This is a genomic window from Escherichia ruysiae (assembly GCF_031323975.1).
GTDB lineage: Bacteria > Pseudomonadota > Gammaproteobacteria > Enterobacterales > Enterobacteriaceae > Escherichia > Escherichia ruysiae.
The window spans coordinates 1,767,807-1,785,934 of the sequence record NZ_JAVIWS010000001.1 but is presented as its reverse complement, the minus strand read 5'-3'; the positions used below and the strand labels follow the sequence as shown (position 1 = coordinate 1,785,934).

At 49.1% G+C, this 18,128-nt stretch carries 15 protein-coding genes; all 15 read left to right on the top strand.

What is annotated here, in order from left to right; all coding sequences use genetic code 11:
* Positions 1-215: 215 nt before the first annotated feature.
* The 15 genes from RGV86_RS08835 to tssE all read left to right on the top strand — a co-directional run bounded on the left by RGV86_RS08835 (position 216) and on the right by tssE (position 18,127).
* Positions 216-2,852 carry a type VI secretion system Vgr family protein gene (locus RGV86_RS08835; protein ID WP_137598329.1) on the top strand — a complete coding sequence of 879 codons (2,637 nt, stop codon included), beginning with the start codon at positions 216-218 and terminating at the stop codon, positions 2,850-2,852.
* On the top strand, positions 2,845-3,384 hold the full coding sequence (locus RGV86_RS08830; RefSeq protein WP_137598328.1) for a hypothetical protein: 540 nt from the start codon (positions 2,845-2,847) through the stop codon (positions 3,382-3,384). The genes RGV86_RS08835 and RGV86_RS08830 overlap by 8 nt, the downstream gene beginning before the upstream one ends.
* A gap of 8 nt (positions 3,385-3,392) precedes the next feature.
* Positions 3,393-5,297, top strand: a complete 1,905-nt coding sequence (locus RGV86_RS08825) for a LysM peptidoglycan-binding domain-containing protein (protein WP_137598327.1) — start codon at positions 3,393-3,395, stop codon at positions 5,295-5,297.
* Positions 5,294-5,959, top strand: a complete 666-nt coding sequence (locus tag RGV86_RS08820; protein ID WP_309508384.1) for a hypothetical protein — start codon at positions 5,294-5,296, stop codon at positions 5,957-5,959. Before RGV86_RS08825 ends, RGV86_RS08820 begins: the two co-directional genes overlap by 4 nt.
* A 61-nt stretch (positions 5,960-6,020) precedes the next feature.
* Positions 6,021-6,692 carry a hypothetical protein gene (locus RGV86_RS08815; RefSeq protein WP_301007927.1) on the top strand — a complete coding sequence of 224 codons (672 nt, stop codon included), beginning with the start codon at positions 6,021-6,023 and terminating at the stop codon, positions 6,690-6,692.
* A gap of 306 nt (positions 6,693-6,998) precedes the next feature.
* The gene (locus tag RGV86_RS08810) at positions 6,999-7,343 is read left to right on the top strand and encodes a hypothetical protein (RefSeq protein ID WP_137598324.1); all 345 of its coding nucleotides are present in this window, start codon (positions 6,999-7,001) and stop codon (positions 7,341-7,343) included.
* Positions 7,336-7,602: a PAAR domain-containing protein gene (locus RGV86_RS08805; protein ID WP_010348132.1), complete on the top strand. Its 267-nt coding sequence runs from the start codon at positions 7,336-7,338 to the stop codon at positions 7,600-7,602. The genes RGV86_RS08810 and RGV86_RS08805 overlap by 8 nt, the downstream gene beginning before the upstream one ends.
* 3 nt (positions 7,603-7,605) lie before the next feature.
* Positions 7,606-8,754 (top strand): hypothetical protein, encoded by a 1,149-nt coding sequence (locus RGV86_RS08800; protein WP_137598323.1) that lies wholly within the window; start codon positions 7,606-7,608, stop codon positions 8,752-8,754.
* A complete protein-coding gene (locus RGV86_RS08795; protein WP_137598322.1) occupies positions 8,751-12,164 on the top strand; it encodes an ImcF-related family protein in 3,414 nt (1,137 codons plus the stop codon). Before RGV86_RS08800 ends, RGV86_RS08795 begins: the two co-directional genes overlap by 4 nt.
* Positions 12,164-13,759: a type VI secretion system protein TssA gene (tssA, locus tag RGV86_RS08790; RefSeq protein ID WP_137598321.1), complete on the top strand. Its 1,596-nt coding sequence runs from the start codon at positions 12,164-12,166 to the stop codon at positions 13,757-13,759. Before RGV86_RS08795 ends, tssA begins: the two co-directional genes overlap by 1 nt.
* A gap of 309 nt (positions 13,760-14,068) precedes the next feature.
* Positions 14,069-14,332 (top strand): hypothetical protein, encoded by a 264-nt coding sequence (locus tag RGV86_RS08785; protein WP_171000941.1) that lies wholly within the window; start codon positions 14,069-14,071, stop codon positions 14,330-14,332.
* Positions 14,333-14,343: 11 nt separating this feature from the next.
* Positions 14,344-16,107: a type VI secretion system baseplate subunit TssF gene (gene tssF, locus RGV86_RS08780; RefSeq protein ID WP_137598320.1), complete on the top strand. Its 1,764-nt coding sequence runs from the start codon at positions 14,344-14,346 to the stop codon at positions 16,105-16,107.
* The gene (gene tssG / locus RGV86_RS08775; RefSeq protein ID WP_137598319.1) at positions 16,062-17,165 is read left to right on the top strand and encodes a type VI secretion system baseplate subunit TssG; all 1,104 of its coding nucleotides are present in this window, start codon (positions 16,062-16,064) and stop codon (positions 17,163-17,165) included. Before tssF ends, tssG begins: the two co-directional genes overlap by 46 nt.
* Complete coding sequence (gene tssJ, locus RGV86_RS08770) at positions 17,146-17,682, top strand: type VI secretion system lipoprotein TssJ (protein ID WP_024165233.1); 537 nt, start codon at positions 17,146-17,148, stop codon at positions 17,680-17,682. Before tssG ends, tssJ begins: the two co-directional genes overlap by 20 nt.
* On the top strand, positions 17,675-18,127 hold the full coding sequence (gene tssE / locus RGV86_RS08765) for a type VI secretion system baseplate subunit TssE (RefSeq protein WP_001000321.1): 453 nt from the start codon (positions 17,675-17,677) through the stop codon (positions 18,125-18,127). The genes tssJ and tssE overlap by 8 nt, the downstream gene beginning before the upstream one ends.
* Position 18,128: the final 1 nt, after the last annotated feature.

Genomic DNA, 18,128 nt, shown 5'->3' with positions numbered 1-18,128 from the left:
TGGAACAGTAGGCACGGATTATTGCTGATAATTTTGTACTGCAAAAATTTGGGTATTTTGAAATGAGACTGTTGTTATTAAAGGTCATTATTAGTGCCGTTGGGCTGGAGCCATAATCACTCTTTTTCTTACCGGCTGAATCCCTTATTTAATCCCGCAACCTGCCCGCCGGTAACAGCGTCATGGACAACGGGTTATCTCATGGAGTCAATATTATGAGTCTGACAGATACGCTGAATAACGCCCTGTCTGCATTAACTGAAGGCGGGCTGAACCGCTACCGTCTGGATATTCCGTCCTGTACCGCATCGCCGGATGTGGAGTCCTTCAGGGGTGAGGAGTGCATGAGCGGGCTGTATCAGTACACCGTTCTGTTTACCAGCAGAGACCTGAACATCAGTGCATCGCAGTTACTGAGTAAACCGGCGACGCTGACCATGGGAACCGGGCCACTGACGGGGCTGAGCGGGCAGAAAGTGGTGCACGGGGTGGTGACAGATTTCAGTCGTGTCAGCGGTTCACGTGACCAGGCGACGTACCGGATAATTATTGAGCCGTTTCTGTCCCTGCTGGGCAGGCAGTACCGCACCCACCGTTTTTTCGTCAATAAATCTGTACCGGAAGTGGTCACCGTCGTCCTGCAGGAGCATGGTCTTAAAGGCTGGGAGTATGAGTTCACTCTTAAAGCCGGTTATCCGAAGCGTGAGCAGATAAACCAGTACCGGGAAAGTGACCTGGCGTTTATTGAGCGCCTGCTGGCTGAAGTGGGGATATTTTATTTTTTCACCCTGCAGCCGGACACCCTGACGGAAGTGGTGCACTTTGCCGACAGGCAGAGCGCCTGGACCTTCGGTAAAACGCTGGCGCTCAGCAGTCCGTCGGGGATGAGTGACAATGGCGCGGATTCGGTGTGGGGGATTAACGTCCGGCATCATGTGGTGGCGCGTTCGGTGACGGCGGATGATTACAATCACCGTGAAGCGCAGAACATCCTGACGTCGGTGCCGGCGGACATGACCCGTGGCGACGGGGAAGGGAACACCTACGGTGATGTGTACCATTACCTGCCGCGTCATCTTGAACGGGGCGACAAAATCACCCCGGCGGCGGAAACCGGCAATTTCTGGGCGCGGCTTGAGCATGAACGCTTTCTGTCCGGGCAGACAATGGTCAGCGGCAGCAGTAATGATGCCCGGCTTTCCCCGGCTCAGGTGCTGACCATCAGTGAACGGGCTGTTCCGCCGACCCTGCCGTCAGAAACGGACAACGGTATTGTGATTATCCGCACGGTTTACAGTGCGAGCCGTAAGGATGCCCTGACCGTGACGTGGGAAGGGATGCCGTATTACGAAAACCGCTGCTGGCGCCCGGCGGCTAAAAAACGGCCGGTGGTGAGCGGGACAATGACGGCGCGGGTGACCAGCGCCAGGGACAACGATATCCACGCGTGGCAGGATGCGTCGGGGATGTACCGGGTGAAGTTCGATGCCGACCGTGACGACAAAGGTCAGGGCATGGAAAGTATGCCGGTGCGCTTTGCCAGACCGTACGGCGGGGATAAATACGGTTTTCACTTCCCGCTGATACAGGGGACGGAGGTTGCCATCGCGTTCCATGAAGGCGACCCGGACCGGCCGTATATCGCCCATGCGCTGCACGACTCGCGCCACGCAGACCCCGTCACCGAAGCCAACAACACGCGCAATGTAATCCGCACAGCCGGCCTGAACAAACTGCGGATGGAGGACAGGTGCGGTGAGGAGCATATCAAGCTCAGTACGGAGTACGGGGGAAAGACGCAGCTGAATCTGGGGCATAACGTGGATGCCTCCCGTGAACTGCGCGGGGAAGGGGCAGAGCTGCGCACGGACAGGCATATATCCATTCGTGGTGGGGCAGGGGTATTTATCACCGCCGATAAACAGGCATTTGCCGGCGACAGGATGCTGTCAATGCAGGAGGCAATTGCCCAGCTGGAAAATGCCCTGAGTATTGCCCGGAGTCTGTCAGATGCGGCAGAAACAGCGCAGGCGTATCCGGCGGATATCCGGAGTCAGAAAATGCTGACGGATGCCCTGACGGACCTGGCACAGCCGGGGATGGTCCTGAATGCACCGCAAGGCATCAGCATCAGCAGTCCGGAAAGTGTGCGCGTTTCCTCGGGCAGTGCCAGCGTGGGGATAATGTCCCGACAGAATACGGATATCAGTGCACTGAAACGTTTTACGGTGGCAGCGGGTGAAGCCATCAGTATGCTGGCCTGTAAGACGGGGATGAAACTGTTCGCCGCGAAGGGAAAGGTTGAAATCCAGGCGCAGGATGATGCGCTGGAAGCGGCAGCGAAAAAAGATGTGACCGTGACCAGTACAGAGGGAGGGGTTGAAATCACCGCCGCGAAAGATGTCGTGCTGAAAAATCTGGACGGGTCGTTCATTCAGTTGCAGGGTAAAAATATTATTCTGGGCTGTGAAGGTAATATTCTGTGGAAATGTGTTAATGCTCAGAAAATGGGGAGCGTAAGCATGAGTAGTGTTATGCCTCAGTTTCCATCTGGATATAGTGGAAAGTTTAAAGCCTCTTCTGATTCTGGGGCACCTGTAGCAGCTGCAGCGTATTTGCTCACATTGAGTAATGGCCAAAAATTATTTGGTAGAACAGACGAGAATGGTGAAACAGTCCCGGTTTATTCATCAAATCCGAATGAGTCCTTTGAATTTGAAATGATCCAAAGTGATTATTGGTACGATAGTGAGAATATTGTAGACAGAATTCATTGTTCAACATTTTCAGATATGTCATTCCATGACGTTGGTTGTCAGTGCATTGATTGTGAGGGAAATAAAAATGAGTAACGTTAATTATAAGTTCAGATTCTTATTATTGATTTGGTTGATCCCGTTTAGTTGTTTTGCTGGTGATGAATGGAGTAACAAAACAGCTCAAATGCAGTGTGGCCCTGCTCTGATAACGGTCAGTGCTCAGTGCCAGGCAGAACCTATCTTTACAGATGACAACAGATGCAAAAATTATCAACTGGAAATAAAAAATGGTAGGGATAATAAAGTGTTTCATTTGCCATACATTCCAGATGACCAGAAAAAGCTCCTGGAGAAACAGGGCTATACTTTTAACAATGTAGTTGAGCCTGGTGATTGGGCTCCATTTACAATGAGCTGCTATGACAATGAAAGCATCGTTATCGGATATCAGCTTGGTTTGACCGAAGAAGAGACTGTAAATGGCTCATTGTTGTCCTATGTCGACGCGCCATTTTTTGATCTTACAGGGCGGTTTATTACAGGCCGAAAACTTTCTGAGCTCAGAAAGCGAGAACTTACAGGGCAAAACGACTTTACATATTTAGATTTTATTAGCAATCCCTGAGGTGTAATATGTCTGATTTATATGCGTATTTAAACACCAGAAAAGGAAAAGCATATTTGGATAGTCAGATTAAAGAAAACTCTTTAATATTACGCTACCCATATATTGAAACATCGCGAAAACTAAGAGGGAATAGTCGTATAACAGGTGATGCTGATAAAGAAGTCCAGGATGCTATTATAGATATGATAATTACTATAGCTGTTCGCTATAGATTAAATTATAAAGAGATATCATATATATTATTAACGGCTAAAGTTGAATGTGGATTTAACCCGGATGCGGCAGCAGGGACCACGAGTGCTGCTGGTCTGGCACAAGGAACGCATGATTTTTTAAAGGACTTGTCAAAACACTCTATAGACATTCTCGGTTTTCAGCTCGTTATTAAAGATACAGATGTCTTTGATGCTGAGAAGGGGTGTTATGCACTAATTTATTCTTTTTTATTTAACAAGTCTAAGGTGATGAAGTACTACACATCAGATCAAAGTGAATACTGGGAATGGCTTTATTTGCTACATCATGATGGTGCTCATAAATTAGATCAATATAATGCGGGTATCGGAAAGAAAAGTAAAGATGGGCAGAAATGGGCTATTTATATAATGGACCATTTATCAGTTGTTGAAGGATTACTTAAAGATAGTGAGGTCAATACTAAATTTAAGTTGTCAACTGTGGGTAATACACCTTTTAAAAATAAACATTATATTGCTGCAATTTCTCCATTTCCCTGTTCAATATGCCCAAACTTAGTGTCAGACGATGAGAAGTCTCTTGTTTTTATAAAAGGGGTAACTGATGCGGATGGAATGACTGAGTCCGTGAATGCTATAGCAGGTTCAGAAATTGTGTTCACTATCCTTTCAGATAATTATAAACAATTAGCTAAAGTGGCTGGCGTTAAAAATACAAATGAAACGCCTGAAGTTCAAACGTATCTCGTTAAAAAAGGTGACACCTTATCTGCAATAGCAAAGTATTGTGGCGTGTCAGTGGAGAAACTGGCAAGGATTAATAAAATTCATAACGTGAACATGTTAAGAGTCGGAGTGAAACTAAAAATTCCAGATGGTGACCATAATCATGGTTATATTAGCAGATATATTACAGAGCAGACCAAAAAAGAGATTATGAGAAGTGTTGGGATAGAGAATGCCAATGTTAAAGCGGCAATTGAATATTCGAGAAGCCATATAGTATTACCAAAGGGAAGCAAGTCAGCAGACTCTGAAAAGAAAAGTAATATAATTCATATTAAAACAACGTCAACGGACAAGTCTGTTGTCAGTAGGATTAAACATGCTCCAGAGAAGCATCAGACTTCTTCTGGAGGGGGAGCAAAAAAAATATCTGTTATTAATGATTTTGAACCAGTGGTTAAATTTGATCCAAATATGGAGGAAAGTTTAAAGAAATTAGTTTCTAAGTATTCTATTGATATTATAAAAGGAATAATGAGGTCTGCAGGGGTACATTATATTACGATTACAAGTACATTACGCACTGTTGAAAAACAGGTGAATGCTATGTATGACAATATGCACGATAAAGGTATAAAATCACAGCTTGATTATTATCGTCAACCTGGGAAGGACGTCATTCAGGCCGGAGTAAATGCAGGTGGGATAGATGTTGCCAAAAAAGACCAAGTTAAGAATGCGATGATCGATAAAGTTAAATCTTTACAAAATAATGGTCATTTTGTTTCAAGGCACTGTGTATCTCTTGAGTTTTATGCACGGCACAATGTATTTGATATAAGTAAAAAATCACTACTAGAAAGTTTACAGCGTGCTTTTGATAAAGCACTTGAAAAATATGTTAAAGATAACCCAAATAAAATGAAATACATAAGTCCATTCAAATATCATGGTGAACCAGCATTCCATGTGGAGATTATACAATGAAAGCATTTTTAGTGATTTTTCTGTTTCTTGTGCCTTTTTGTTCGAGTGCAAATGATCTTTCTTTAGCTCCCGGTGTGTACCATCTTGAATGGGCATATGGTCCCAATGACAATTATAAAATTGTACCAGGTGCTGTAGGGGATGTTCATAAAATTGATGGGGCTTTTTACTTAAAAAATATAACTAATTTTCAGTCTAATGATGCAGTTTATATAGTAATAGGTAATGATTCCAGTATTGTTTTTTATGAGCACGACGAAACTGAAGGCGGGCCAACTATTGGATGGGCAAATATCCATGCAAATAAAAAAATGTTAATAATTAATAATCCAACCATAAAAGATTTTTATGATACTACTTTTGGTGATAGTGCTTTAACCATAAAATATAAAGTAGGTGTTAAATTTTCTGGAGCTAAATTTAAAAATACTATTGAGATTGTCCCTGTAGAAATGCTAAAAAATGATGCCTTCAAGGTCGATTGTAATGAATATTTCAAATTAAACAAAGGTTATGGCAGTGGAGATGAAAGAAATGATCCCGCGCGTATCTATAGCGGTAGTGTTTTATTAAATTATAACGGGTTGTGTAATTACATAGTAAATAAGCACAACAAGATTGAACTTTTAAATGGGTGGATGCTTTTTAAACGAATTGGTTGATTTGTATTTCATGTGATTATACATCTGTCATTTTATCGGAGGTTGTTTTATGTTGAGGCTAATGTGCTTTTTGGCACTGTTTATTCCTGTTGCTGCATTCAGTAATGCCATCAAAATAAAAGATGGTCTGTATTATGGTTACTGGGTTTATAAAGATAGAGGAGTGTTAAAAGAGTACGGGGTATTGGCTGATAACCCAAAAAAAGAAAATGGTGAGTATATTTTGACTCCAACTCCTAAGTATACTGCCGATGATGAGGTTTATATGCAAGTTAAAGGTAGTAAATCTGTGGTTTATTATTATCATGCGAATGCTGTTTCTGACTTTAATACAATTGGGTGGGCTGATGTTAAAATTAATTCAAATAACATCTCTATCGGAAAAAATACTATCAGGATGGTAACGGAAGATACAAAAGATCGTGTTGTTGTTGGGGATAAGTTCTCAGGAAAAATAGTGAGATTGGAACGTGATGAAATAGTTCCTTTTAAAGTGATTAATGACGACATTTTTGAAGTTGATTGTAATCAATATTTAAAGGCTAATGGTTATCGGGAGAATGGTATCCCTTCTTATGATGAGCCAGACCCACAAGGGCAGGAGGGGATCGAGGTTGCTTATACAGCTACAGTTTTTGTACATGACGAGCTCGGTATATGTGCTACATTTCTCGATGATGATGTTGTCCAGGAAATTAAAAAGGGATGGATTCAGTTTCGTCGGCTTAATTAATTTCTGTGCGGTATTGGGTGATAATTATATTGCTTATCGTAAAATGCTTATTTCTTGTAGGTGAAAATCCTCCCCCGATTGTTCATTTTTGTGTTGTATTACATGAAGATATGGTGACGAAAATCATAGCAAAGTTATAGCCGGAGCTATTGTTGATAATCCGGTGTTTGAGTGGGATATGGAAAAACAGAAGGCATCTATCATATATATTTACCCTCTTGATAAATGGCCAGATCGTTGCGTAATAAATTTACGACTGTTTTTGTTATAGCCTCTGTATTTAATTAAATTTTTTAAGGGGATGCCATGAATTCTATTGCTCGTATTATTAATGGCCTGACATCTGTGTTGGGAATACTACTTGGTTTACTTTGCTTTGCTCTCAGCGGAATAGCTTCTTCTTTCTTTCCTGGGATGGCTGGTTTTGCGGCATTGGTCGCCGCACTACCGGTTGTTATCGTTTTTATTTCCGTGGTTGGGTTATATGGTGTAATTAAAAATAACATCAAGGTGCAAATTGCTTTCGATGTATGTTTACTGCCTGCATGGCACGTGGGCACTCTGATTGGTGCAATTTCTATGCTGTTATTCTTTATCGGAAATAAAAATGCACTCAAGATACTCAGATTAAGGCGAGCTGATCATGTCTAAAGGTGTTGTGTTACTTGGCGATAAAACCACGCATGGTGGTGCAGTGATCTCAGTTTCTTCAACCATGATTGTTAACGGTAAAAATGTTGCACTTATTGGGGACAAAATCAGCTGTCCGATAATAGGGCATGGTATTAACGCCATTATTGAAGGATCGCCTGAATGGTCTTCCGATGGCAAAGCCATTGTTGTCGATGGCTGCCATTGTGTATGTGGCTGCCAGGTTCTCTCCAGTGCCCCGGATTGTGTAACAGGATAAGTAATGAGCTGGGAACGTCAGAAATCAACGGTATCACCCATGCCGGAAGAACCTCCACTGCTCTTATGGCTGGTTATTGGTATTGTGGCTCTCATCACAGGTGTGCTGCTTTTTGTTTTGCACGTGAATGGGCTGGTTGGCCCTCTGCAGCAATTTAATCTTTGGTGTGTGGCTGCCTGCCCTCTGGTGGTCTGGGTTATGTTCATCTGTCTGCGGGGATGGCGATACAATAGCCTGTGTGAAAAGCACCAGTTTGAAAGGGATGAAGCCGAATATGCCCAACAACAGTGGACTGCATGGGCCGGAAGAAATATTGCTGTGTTACACAGCACCGTTATATTTCCTGATGCACTCACGTCACGCCTTTTCATGCAAGCTCCTGCTGAGCTGGAGCAGCACACCTTTCAGGCGCGTCGTCTATCTCTGCCTGAGGGGAGCGATCTATTTTCTGTCTTTCTCACAGGCGTAAACCATGCGCTGGTGCGGGTTCCGATTGATTTGCCATTTAGCGTGACGCTCCTGACAGATTCATCTGAAGACGAGGATGCCCTGAGGGCTGCGTTTGCGAGTGCATGGCAGCAATATATTGTTCCCCCTCGCCCCACTTCTGTACTGCACATCCTGCATTCAAAGTCTTTTCTTTGGCTGGTTGAGCGCCTGCAGTCTCCGACGGCTGATATTGACCTGATTCTGGTTCAGCAGGCTGAGGGACAGGATAAGTACAGCGATGTTCTGGCCTCGTTGCTGCTGACCTCCGACGATGTTGCGACCAAATACCAGCTTCATCATGGTGCTTGCCTTCTGCGACCCATGTCGCTGGACATTGTGAAAGCAAAAGATGAGCTGGATATCTTTTTTTCTACGCAGACTCAGGCCTGTGCTACCAAAAGTATCGTGGGTGATAAGGCTGTATGGGGGGCTTTGTTTGCCACTTTACTGGACTGCGCAAAAGCATATGGCGATATCTGGAAAGTCGAGCAGACACACTGGCTGGAAAAGTATGCCGGAATCTGCGGACCATTTTCGTCGTGGGTTATGGCTGCTGTGGTCAGCGATATCGTAAATATGCAGCATGTTGATAGCCTGATGCTTTCCTCTGAGGGAGAGCAAAGTTTTATTAATACAGTGACAACAGGGAACCAGATGAAATGAATAGTTCATTTTGGCGTGGGAACTGGGGGAAATTGGGCGCAACCGTGTTCTGGGGGGCTGGAATCGCCTGGCTCATCTGGCATTTTGGGGATGATGTGGGGTTGCATAACACAGGAATGAAATGTCTGGCCTTAGCTGGCGCGATAATTATCCTGATGTTTGTCCTCCATGGTAAAACTGCTGGGCTGCTTGTTCACCAGAGCTGGGCTCGCATCCGGGCAATGTGTAGCAATAAGTTGCCAAAAGGCGAGTCTCGACTTGTTCAATCAGCACCCCACAATGTCACCGTCGACACCATCCGTCTCGCCATGCGTAATCTCTACGGTCGTCGCTGGGGACGTAAAACCCGCATCCTGTTGATAACCGGTACACCCTCAGATGTTGAGCTGCTGACCCCTAAACTGACCGCTCAATTCTGGCAAGAAGATCGTGGCACTCTGCTTTTGTGGGGCGGTGATCTCAATACGCCAGCCGACAATATCTGGTTGACTGCTCTACGCAAACTGCGCCGCCGCCCGGTGGATGGTCTGGTGTGGGTCACCTCGGCTTTCGACCAGCTGTCTGTTCCTGGTCTGGAACAGCCGTTGCCCGTGCCTTCTGAAAGCGCAATGGACTCTCTTTCTCATGCCATAAGCAGCCGCATGGAGGCGCTGGGCTGGAAGATTCCCCTGTATATCTGGTCATTGCATCCGCGAGCGGGTAAGCCTGAAGGACGTGTTGTGCAGGCTGCTGGCTGCCAACTGCCCGCCGGGTGTTGTACCGAAGGGTTAGCTAAACAATTGGCTATCCTGACGCCGGAACTGACTTTACAGGGGCTACAACAGACCTGCGGTGAGGTGAAACATAACTTTTTGCTGAGGCTTGCCGACCAGCTTATCCGTAAACCGGAGAGCGTGACCGCACCGCTGTCGGCGATGCTTAATCCATACCGTCCGCTGCCCCTGGCTGGGCTGGTGTTCAGTCAACCCTCTGCCAGCGGTGAACGTGCCGTGCCGCATCAATGGGGAATGGACAAATGCTGGGATGCTCTGCCTGAATCTGTTCGGATGCTTCCTGCCGCACTGCGTCCCGTCAGGCCGGGCATTCCATGGCAGAAGGTTATAGCGTCTGTTATTGCCCTGGTGATGGTGGGTTGGGGAAGCTGGATGGGCGTCTCCTGGAGGACTAATCGTGGTCAGATTAATACTGCAAATACCCAGGCAGCGATGGCTTCCCGACAAAACCAGCCACTGGAGCAACGCTTGTACGCACTGTTTGAACTGCAAAAAACGTTGGCTCGTCTGCAGTATCGCTCTGAGCATGGTGTGCCCTGGTATGAAAAGGCGGGATTAAGTCAGAACAATGCGTTGCTGACGGCACTCTGGCCTCGTTATCAGGAAATCGCACTGCCGCTGTTGCGGGATGCGGCTGCAGATCACCTACAAAAGCAGGTCAGCGCCTTTAATGCGCTGCCACCAGGTAGCCCGCTGCGGGAGCAAAGGGCAAAAAGCACCTGGGAACAGCTTAAGCTCTACCTGATGCTGGCGCGTCCTGAACATATGGACGCCGCCTGGTTCAGATCTGCTTTGCTGAACAACTGGCCGAAACGTCACGGTGTGAAAGACGGTGTCTGGCAAGGAATGGCTCCATCATTGTTGTCGTTCTATGCTGCGCAGTTGGTCACGCATCCTGAGTGGAAGATCCATGCTGATGAAAGCATGGTCAGCCAGGCTCGCTCGCTGTTGGTTCGGTTGATGGGGGTGCGTAACAGTGAGTCGAGCCTCTATCAGAAGATGCTTTCGCAGGTGGCGCACTTGTATGTCGATATGCGCCTGGAGGATATGACCGGTGATACCGATGCTGCCCGCCTGTTCAGTACTACCGAAATTGTGCCGGGGATGTTCACCCGTCAGGCATGGGAGCAGACGGTACAGCCTGCCATCGAGAAAGTAGTGAAGGCGCGGCGGGACGAGCTCGATTGGGTACTCACGGACAGTAAGCGTCAGGCGAATAAATCGGACGAGACCTCCCCTGAGGCGCTGAAAAATCGCCTGACGGATCGCTATTTCGCAGACTTTGGCGGAGCCTGGCTGGAGTTCCTTAATAGCCTGAGCTGGAACCAGGCCGCTACGCTGTCGGACTCCATTGACCAGTTGACCCTGATGGCTGACGTGCGTCAGTCACCTCTGGTGGCGTTGATGAACACCCTGAACGTGCAGGGGCGCACCGGGCAGACCGGTGAAGCAATTTCAGATTCATTGGTGAAATCAGCCAAAAATCTGCTGGGCGATGCCAACAAGGATGCTATTGACCAGAGCGTAGGTGTACATGGACCGCTGGATGCAACATTCGGCCCGGTGCTGGAGTTGATGGACAAGAGCCGCACGGGGGCACAGGAGCAGAGTCTGCAGTCGTACCTGACTCGTGTGACGCAGGTGCGCCTGCGCCTGCAACAGGTGACTAATGCCGCCGATCCGCAGGCGATGACCCAAACAATTGCTCAGACGGTATTCCAGGGCAAAGCTGTAGATCTAACCGATACTCGTGACTACGGTAGCCTGATTGCCGCCGGGCTTGGTCAGGAGTGGAGTGGCTTTGGGCGCGCGGTGTTTGTAAATCCGATGGAGCAGGCCTGGCAGTTGGTTCTGACCCCTGCGGCGGACAGTCTTAATGCCCAGTGGCAGCAAGCGGTGGTTGCCGAGTGGAACTCCGCCTTTGGCGGGAGTTATCCGTTCAACAACGCAAGCAGCGATGTATCTTTGCCGCTGCTTGCCAAATACCTCAATGTCGATTCCGGTCGTATTTCGCAGTTTTTGCAGACACGCCTGAAAGGCGTACTGCACAAGAATGGGAATAATTGGGTGCCGGACAGTATCAATTCGCAAGGGCTGGCTTTTAACCCGGCGTTTCTCAACGCTATCAACACATTGAGCTATATCTCGGATGTTGCCTTTACCGAAGGTAATGCCGGGATGAAGTTCGAACTGCGCCCTGGCACTTCTGATGGCGTGATGCAAACCGACATGATTATCGACAGCCAAAAACTGACCTATGTGAATCAGATGCCGGCGTGGAGGAGCTTCACCTGGCCTGCGGACACAGAAGCGCCTGGCGTGAGCCTGAGCTGGATAAGTACCCAGGCTGGCACCCGTCAGTATGCGGATATTCCCGGAACGTGGGGCTGGATACGCCTGCTTGATAAGGCTGAGATCAGTGCTTATCCAGGCGTCGGCAGTAGCTACACACTGAGCTGGAAAGCTCAGGATGGACGCCTGCTCAATTATACCTTGCGTTCCGAGGCGGGAGAGGGGCCGCTGGCACTGTTGAAACTGCGTAACTTTCGTCTGCCGGGAACCATCTTCAACACGGTCAGAGTGGCAGCGTCAAACCAGCTTGCCAGCGCGACCAGTAATGCAGAGGCGGTTGACTGATGAGTACGCTGGATACTTTATTTAGAGCTTGCCAGACAGAGCAGGCGATACTGCTAGGCGCTACTGGTGAGCGTGTGGTGCAGTGGAACAACTGGTTGCTGCCGTTATCAGGGACATCATCTGTAGGGGAAGACCCGGGGTATGACGATGACTTCCAGCAAATGCGCGAGGAGGTCAATAAACTCTCCGGGGCAGATACCGAACTCATTTGCCGACTGGCGGAGAAGTTGCTCACCACCACCGCCAAAGATATCCGTGTGGCGACGTATTACTGCTGGGCCAGGCTGCATCGTGAAGGCGAGCAGGGGCTGGCAGAAGGTCTTGAGCTGCTGGCCGGTCTGATAGACCGCTTCGGCACGCAGCTGCATCCGCAGCGTGACCGCAGCCGTAAGGCAGCACTGGAGTGGCTGGCTGGCTCACGTATGACTGATTCCCTTTCACTGTATCCGGAAGTGGTCAGGGAAGATGCGTTGCGTACCACCGGTGCGCTGCTTCTGATAGCTCAGCTAACCGAAAACGAATCGGATGAAACCCGTCCTGAACTGAATGCGCTGTATGGCGCACTGGAAAACCGCCTGCAGAAAGCGGGTGGCGTGGATGCGGTTGTACCACAGAACGCCAGCGGCACCGAGATACCGTCCACGGCGAGCCACAGCGATGCTCCGGCTATCGGGCGGATCACTTCCGGCCAGGATTTGCTGGCGCAGGCACGCACACTCAGTGAATACCTGCGAGAACAGCCCGACGGTTGGTTGTCAGCGCACCATCTGATGAAAAGTCTGCGTCACGACACCCTGCGGGCTATTCCGGCTCCGGATGCGCAGGGACGCACACGTATCGAGCCTCCCAGGGCTGACCAGCGAGCACTGCTCAAGCGCCTTTACCTGCAACAAAACTGGGCGGAAATGCTGGAAACGGCAGACAGCACTTTTTCCCGTGGTGCTAATCATTTGTGGCTGGATCTGCAGTGGTATATCCATCAGGCACTGACGAAGTCCGGTAAAGACACTCTGGCCGCCATCATTGCCGCTGACCTGAAAGGGCTGCTGAAGCGGTTATCCGGGCTGGAGACGCTGGCGTTCAGTGACGGAACGCCGTTTGCCGATGAAGTAACGCTGAACTGGCTCCAACAGAGTGTGCTGGATACGACGGGGGGATGGAGCAATGACACATCATCTGCCCCGCTAATAGCCAGTAATGATGACATTCTGGCGCTGGAACCTGAAGCCGTGGCACTGGCTGATAATGAAGGCCCGGAGGCTGCATTGGGATGGTTACAGACCCAGCCCGGCATAACGACAGTTCGCCAGAAGTGGCTGTTGCGCCTGTTGATGGGGCGCATTGCTGAACAGTACGGTAAAAATGATCTGGCGGTGCACCTGTTTGCTGAGTTGGGTGAGCGTGCCAGAGAAGTGGTTCTTAGCGACTGGGAACCTGAACTGTTGTTTGAAGTTCAGGCTCGCCATCTGAAACTCCTGCGGCTGAAAGCCGGTCGAAGTGAGGCAGACAAGGTTCGGCTCGGACCAGTCATGGAAAAATTGCTCGGCGGGCTGATTCAGCTCGATCCGGCGCGAGCCGCAGTGTTGTGTAGTTAGAGAATGTTATTAACTGGATAAAAATTTATTTATCAGGAGGATGAATCGGAATGGCTCATAAAAAAGAAGGAACATTACGGAGGTTAAATTTGGGTGAAATTTCACTGACTAGCGCAATATTTATGTCAATCACTCCATATAACAAAATATGAGTTCATTGCAGTAGTTGTCTTCCCTTTAATTTACAGAGCGAATAAAAATCTCTGGCTTATACATCTTTTATTGATATCTGTTTATTCATCCTTACGGGTTGTCCTGGTTCTGGAGATGGAATCATGCCAGAAGAGGAGGTTAAGGTTAGTTCATCTGATGGAATTGTCTGTTTTTGTGCTCTCAATACTGAAGGTTATCGATGGTCAGATATCGCTATTTATCCCAGAAATATGTCTGGCGGTCGGCGGAAATATATATTTTGAGCTGGCTTTAAGATATTGGGTGGGGAATATGTTCAGAAAAATATCTGCCGGATTTGAAATGTTAAATGAGAAGATAAAACCCATTTTTCTCACTCCCCTCAAAGTGGTGAGAGAGCTTTCCCTTTTAGGGAAGAGAACATTCTTTTCTATATATTGAGCCATTCTTTTATGAAAGATCTAACACTACGCTATTTTGATGCGGAAATGCGCTACCTTCGTGAGGCGGCGAAAGAGTTCGCACAAACTCATCCTGATCGGGCTGCGATGTTGGACATGGATAAAGCCGGTACACCGGACCCGTATGTCGAACGTCTGTTTGAAGGCTTTGCCTTTTCGATGGGGCGGCTGCGTGAAAAAATTGACGACGACCTGCCAGAGCTTACTGAAGGGCTGGTCAGTATGCTCTGGCCACACTATCTGCGCACTATTCCTTCACTTTCAGTCGTGGCACTCACCCCGGCGCTACACGCCATGAAAATGGCGGAAGTAGTGCCTGCAGGTCTTGAAGTGTATTCCCGACCAGTAGGACCGAAGAACACCGTTTGTCGTTACCGTACCACGCAGGATGTGATGCTCAATCCCCTCAGTGTTTCAGGCATCACTATGACCACCGAACCTGACGGTCGCTCGCTGCTACGGATACGCTTTGCCTGCAGCAGTCAGGCGGACTGGTCGAATGCTGATCTTAGTTGCCTGAGCCTGTATCTTGGGGCTGATGCTCCGGTCAGTAGCCAATTGCACCTGATGCTAACGAAACGCCAGGCGGCGTTGTATATGCGCCTGCCCGGTCAGACTGATCGTATCCGCCTTGACGGGTATTTCTCGCCGGGCGGGTTTGCCGAAGAAGACCGTCTGTGGCCGAAAGGCGATAGTGCTTTCAGCGGCTATCAGTTGCTGCTGGAATACTTTACCTTCCGGGATAAGTTTATGTTCGTCCATCTCAACGGCCTGGAGGGGATCACACCTCCTGCCGGGGCGGAGTATTTCGACATTGAAGTGGTGCTCAGTACACCGTGGCCGCCTGATCTGCCAGTCACCGATGATGCCATTCGCCTCCACTGCGTACCGGTGATTAACCTGTTTACCCTGGAGGCTGATCCGCTCATCATCACCGGACTTGAAAGTGAATATCTGCTGCGTCCTAAACGGCTGCAGGACGGGCATACCGAGATTTATGCTGTGGATTCGGTTACCGGTTCAAACCGAACCAATGACGCAGAGTATGTTCCGTTCAGCAGCTTCCGCCACAAAGGGGGGATGATGCGTCGCCATGCGCCTCCGCGCTATTACCATACGCGCGTTAAGCGCAGCGTGACCGGACTGTATGACACCTGGTTAATTCTTGGGGGGCATCAGTGGGAAGATGATCGACTTGTCGAGCGTGAAGTTGTGTCGCTGCAAATCACCGGCACGAACGGTCAACTGCCGCGCCGGGCGCTGCAGAGTACACTGCTTGACCGCTGTGAGCAGGTCGTGGATACGCAGCTTTCAGTGCGCAACCTCTGCAAGCCAACGCTGCCGGTTTACCCGCCCGCTGAAGACCGTTTCCACTGGCGAGTACTGAGCCACCTGGGATCAGGGTTCCTCAACATGATGAGTACCGCTGAAGTGCTGCGTGGAACGCTTGCGCTGTACAACTGGCAAGATGATGAACTGAACATCCGGCGTCTGGAGGCGATTCAGCATGTGGCTCATCATCGTCTGCAGCGGTTCGAACAGGGCTTCCTGTTACGAGGGCTGGATATTGAAGTGATGCTCGACAACAACGGGTTTACGGGCGAGGGCGATATTCATTTGTTTGGTGAGATGCTTAACCGTTTCTTTGCGCTCTATGCCGATATGAACCAATTTAACCAGCTTACCCTCATTATCCAGCCAGAAGGAAAATGCATCCGGTGGAAAGAGAACCACAGCCCGCGCCTGCCCGGTTAATTGCACAGTGGGGTGACCGGCTGTCGTATATGAATTTTTACCGCTTCTGCCAGTTGCTGGAGCAAAGCCAACCGGATCAACCGGTCACCGGTAGTACCTGGCAGGTACGACATGAACAGGTGCGCTTTCGCCCGCATCCGGGGATGGGGTTTCCGGCCTCTGAAATCAAAGGTGTGGAATTACCTGAGTATCCGCACTTACCCCCAACGGTACGCATCACATTTATGGGGCTTTACGGCGTGGAATCTCCATTGCCGACGCACTATATCGATGACATCACCCAACGCCGCGAAGGGTACGAAGCCACCAGCGATTTCCTCGATATCTTCAACCATCGGCTGATTGCCCAATACTACCGCATCTGGCGTAAATACTCGTACCCGGCCACTTTTAAAGAAGGCGGTAAGGACAAAATATCGCAGTATCTGCTGGGGTTGGCTGGGCTTGGGATTGACGGCTGCACCGACAGTATCGCCGCTCCCGCCTCACGCTTTCTGGCGCTGCTGCCGGTGATGTTGCTGCCGGGGCGTACTGCGGAAGGTATGGCCTCTCTGGTGCGTTTGTTGGCACCCAATACACAGGCGAAAATCTGGCATCACGACAAACACCGGGTGCCACTGAAAAAAACGCTGACCATGAGCGTGAGTAATCCCTCCACTCTGATAAATCGCCCAGTGATGGGCAACTATGCCACTGACGTTAACAGCCGGGTGTTGATGCGCCTTACCACGACGGACCCGGCTGAAGTGCAGGGCTGGTTACCCGGTAGTGAGCTTCATACAGATTTAATGGCTCTGCTGCATGTCTATCTTGGCTCACGCCTTGATGTCCGCCTGCAGTTGTGTGTCGACCGTAGCCTGCTACCGGATGCCACAATGAACAGCAAGCCTAAAGTCGGTGCAGTGCAATTAGGGCGTACAGCCGTAATGCGTCCACTGAGTGTGGCGGACACTGCTACATACAGTAAAACAATAACCATCAATCTTGGCCGCTATGAGCGGGTACAGGAAAATATTCACCGCAGGGAGACCGATGAAGATGGCGATTATCGCTGGTAAATTTCCCCTGGTTGCGCTGACTACGGGCATCACACTGATGCTGGCTGGGTGTGGCCTGACCCAGAGCATTACGGACGGCACTGTCGCCGTGACAAAATCGATTTTTTATAAACAGGTGAAAACCCTGCATCTGGATATTCGGGCACGCGAGGCGCTGAACCTCAATGCCAGTGAAGTGGCGCTGTCCATAGTGGTGCGCATTTACCAGCTCAAGGATCGCAAAACCTTCGACAGCACGGATTACCCTTCGCTGTTTAAGTCTGACAGTCAGGCTATTAAGGCTGATCTGGTGGCGGAGAAAGATATCCGCCTGCAGCCGGGTGGGGCAGTGATGGTTGATATGCCGATGGAGGAAAGTGCGCAGTATGTGGCGGTGGCGGGCATGTTTATGTCGCCGGATCAGGTGAGTAACAGCTGGCGGGTGGTGTTAAGCCGCGACGATCTTGACCCGGATAAAGCCAGAATCATTGAAGCAGGAAGCAACCAACTGACTCTGAAGGTGCTGAAAGATGAATGACACTCCCCATCCGTCATTGTATGAGATCCTGTTTGGGAATTTTACCGGAGGGCTGGATCTGCATCAGGTTAGCGAGCAGAACCAGACGATCCTCTCAGTGCTGGACAATATGCAGCGCATTCTTAACTGTCGTGCCGGTACGCTGGCGCATTTACCTGACTACGGTCTGCCGGATATGACCAAAATCCTTCAGGGAATGCCGGGTATGGCGCATGAACTTATGGGGGCATTATCTGCTGTACTGCTCAAATATGAGCCACGCCTGCAAAAAATAACCGTTGTTTTGCTGGAACAAGAGATTCCCGGTGAGCTGTGCTATGCCATTGATGCTGAACTTAAAGGTATTGGCCTGGTGCGTTATAGCACCGAATTTGTACCCGAAGGTCGGGTTCTGTTGAGGCATTTGAAGCAACAACAGTATCTCGACACGACAACCCGTATGTAAT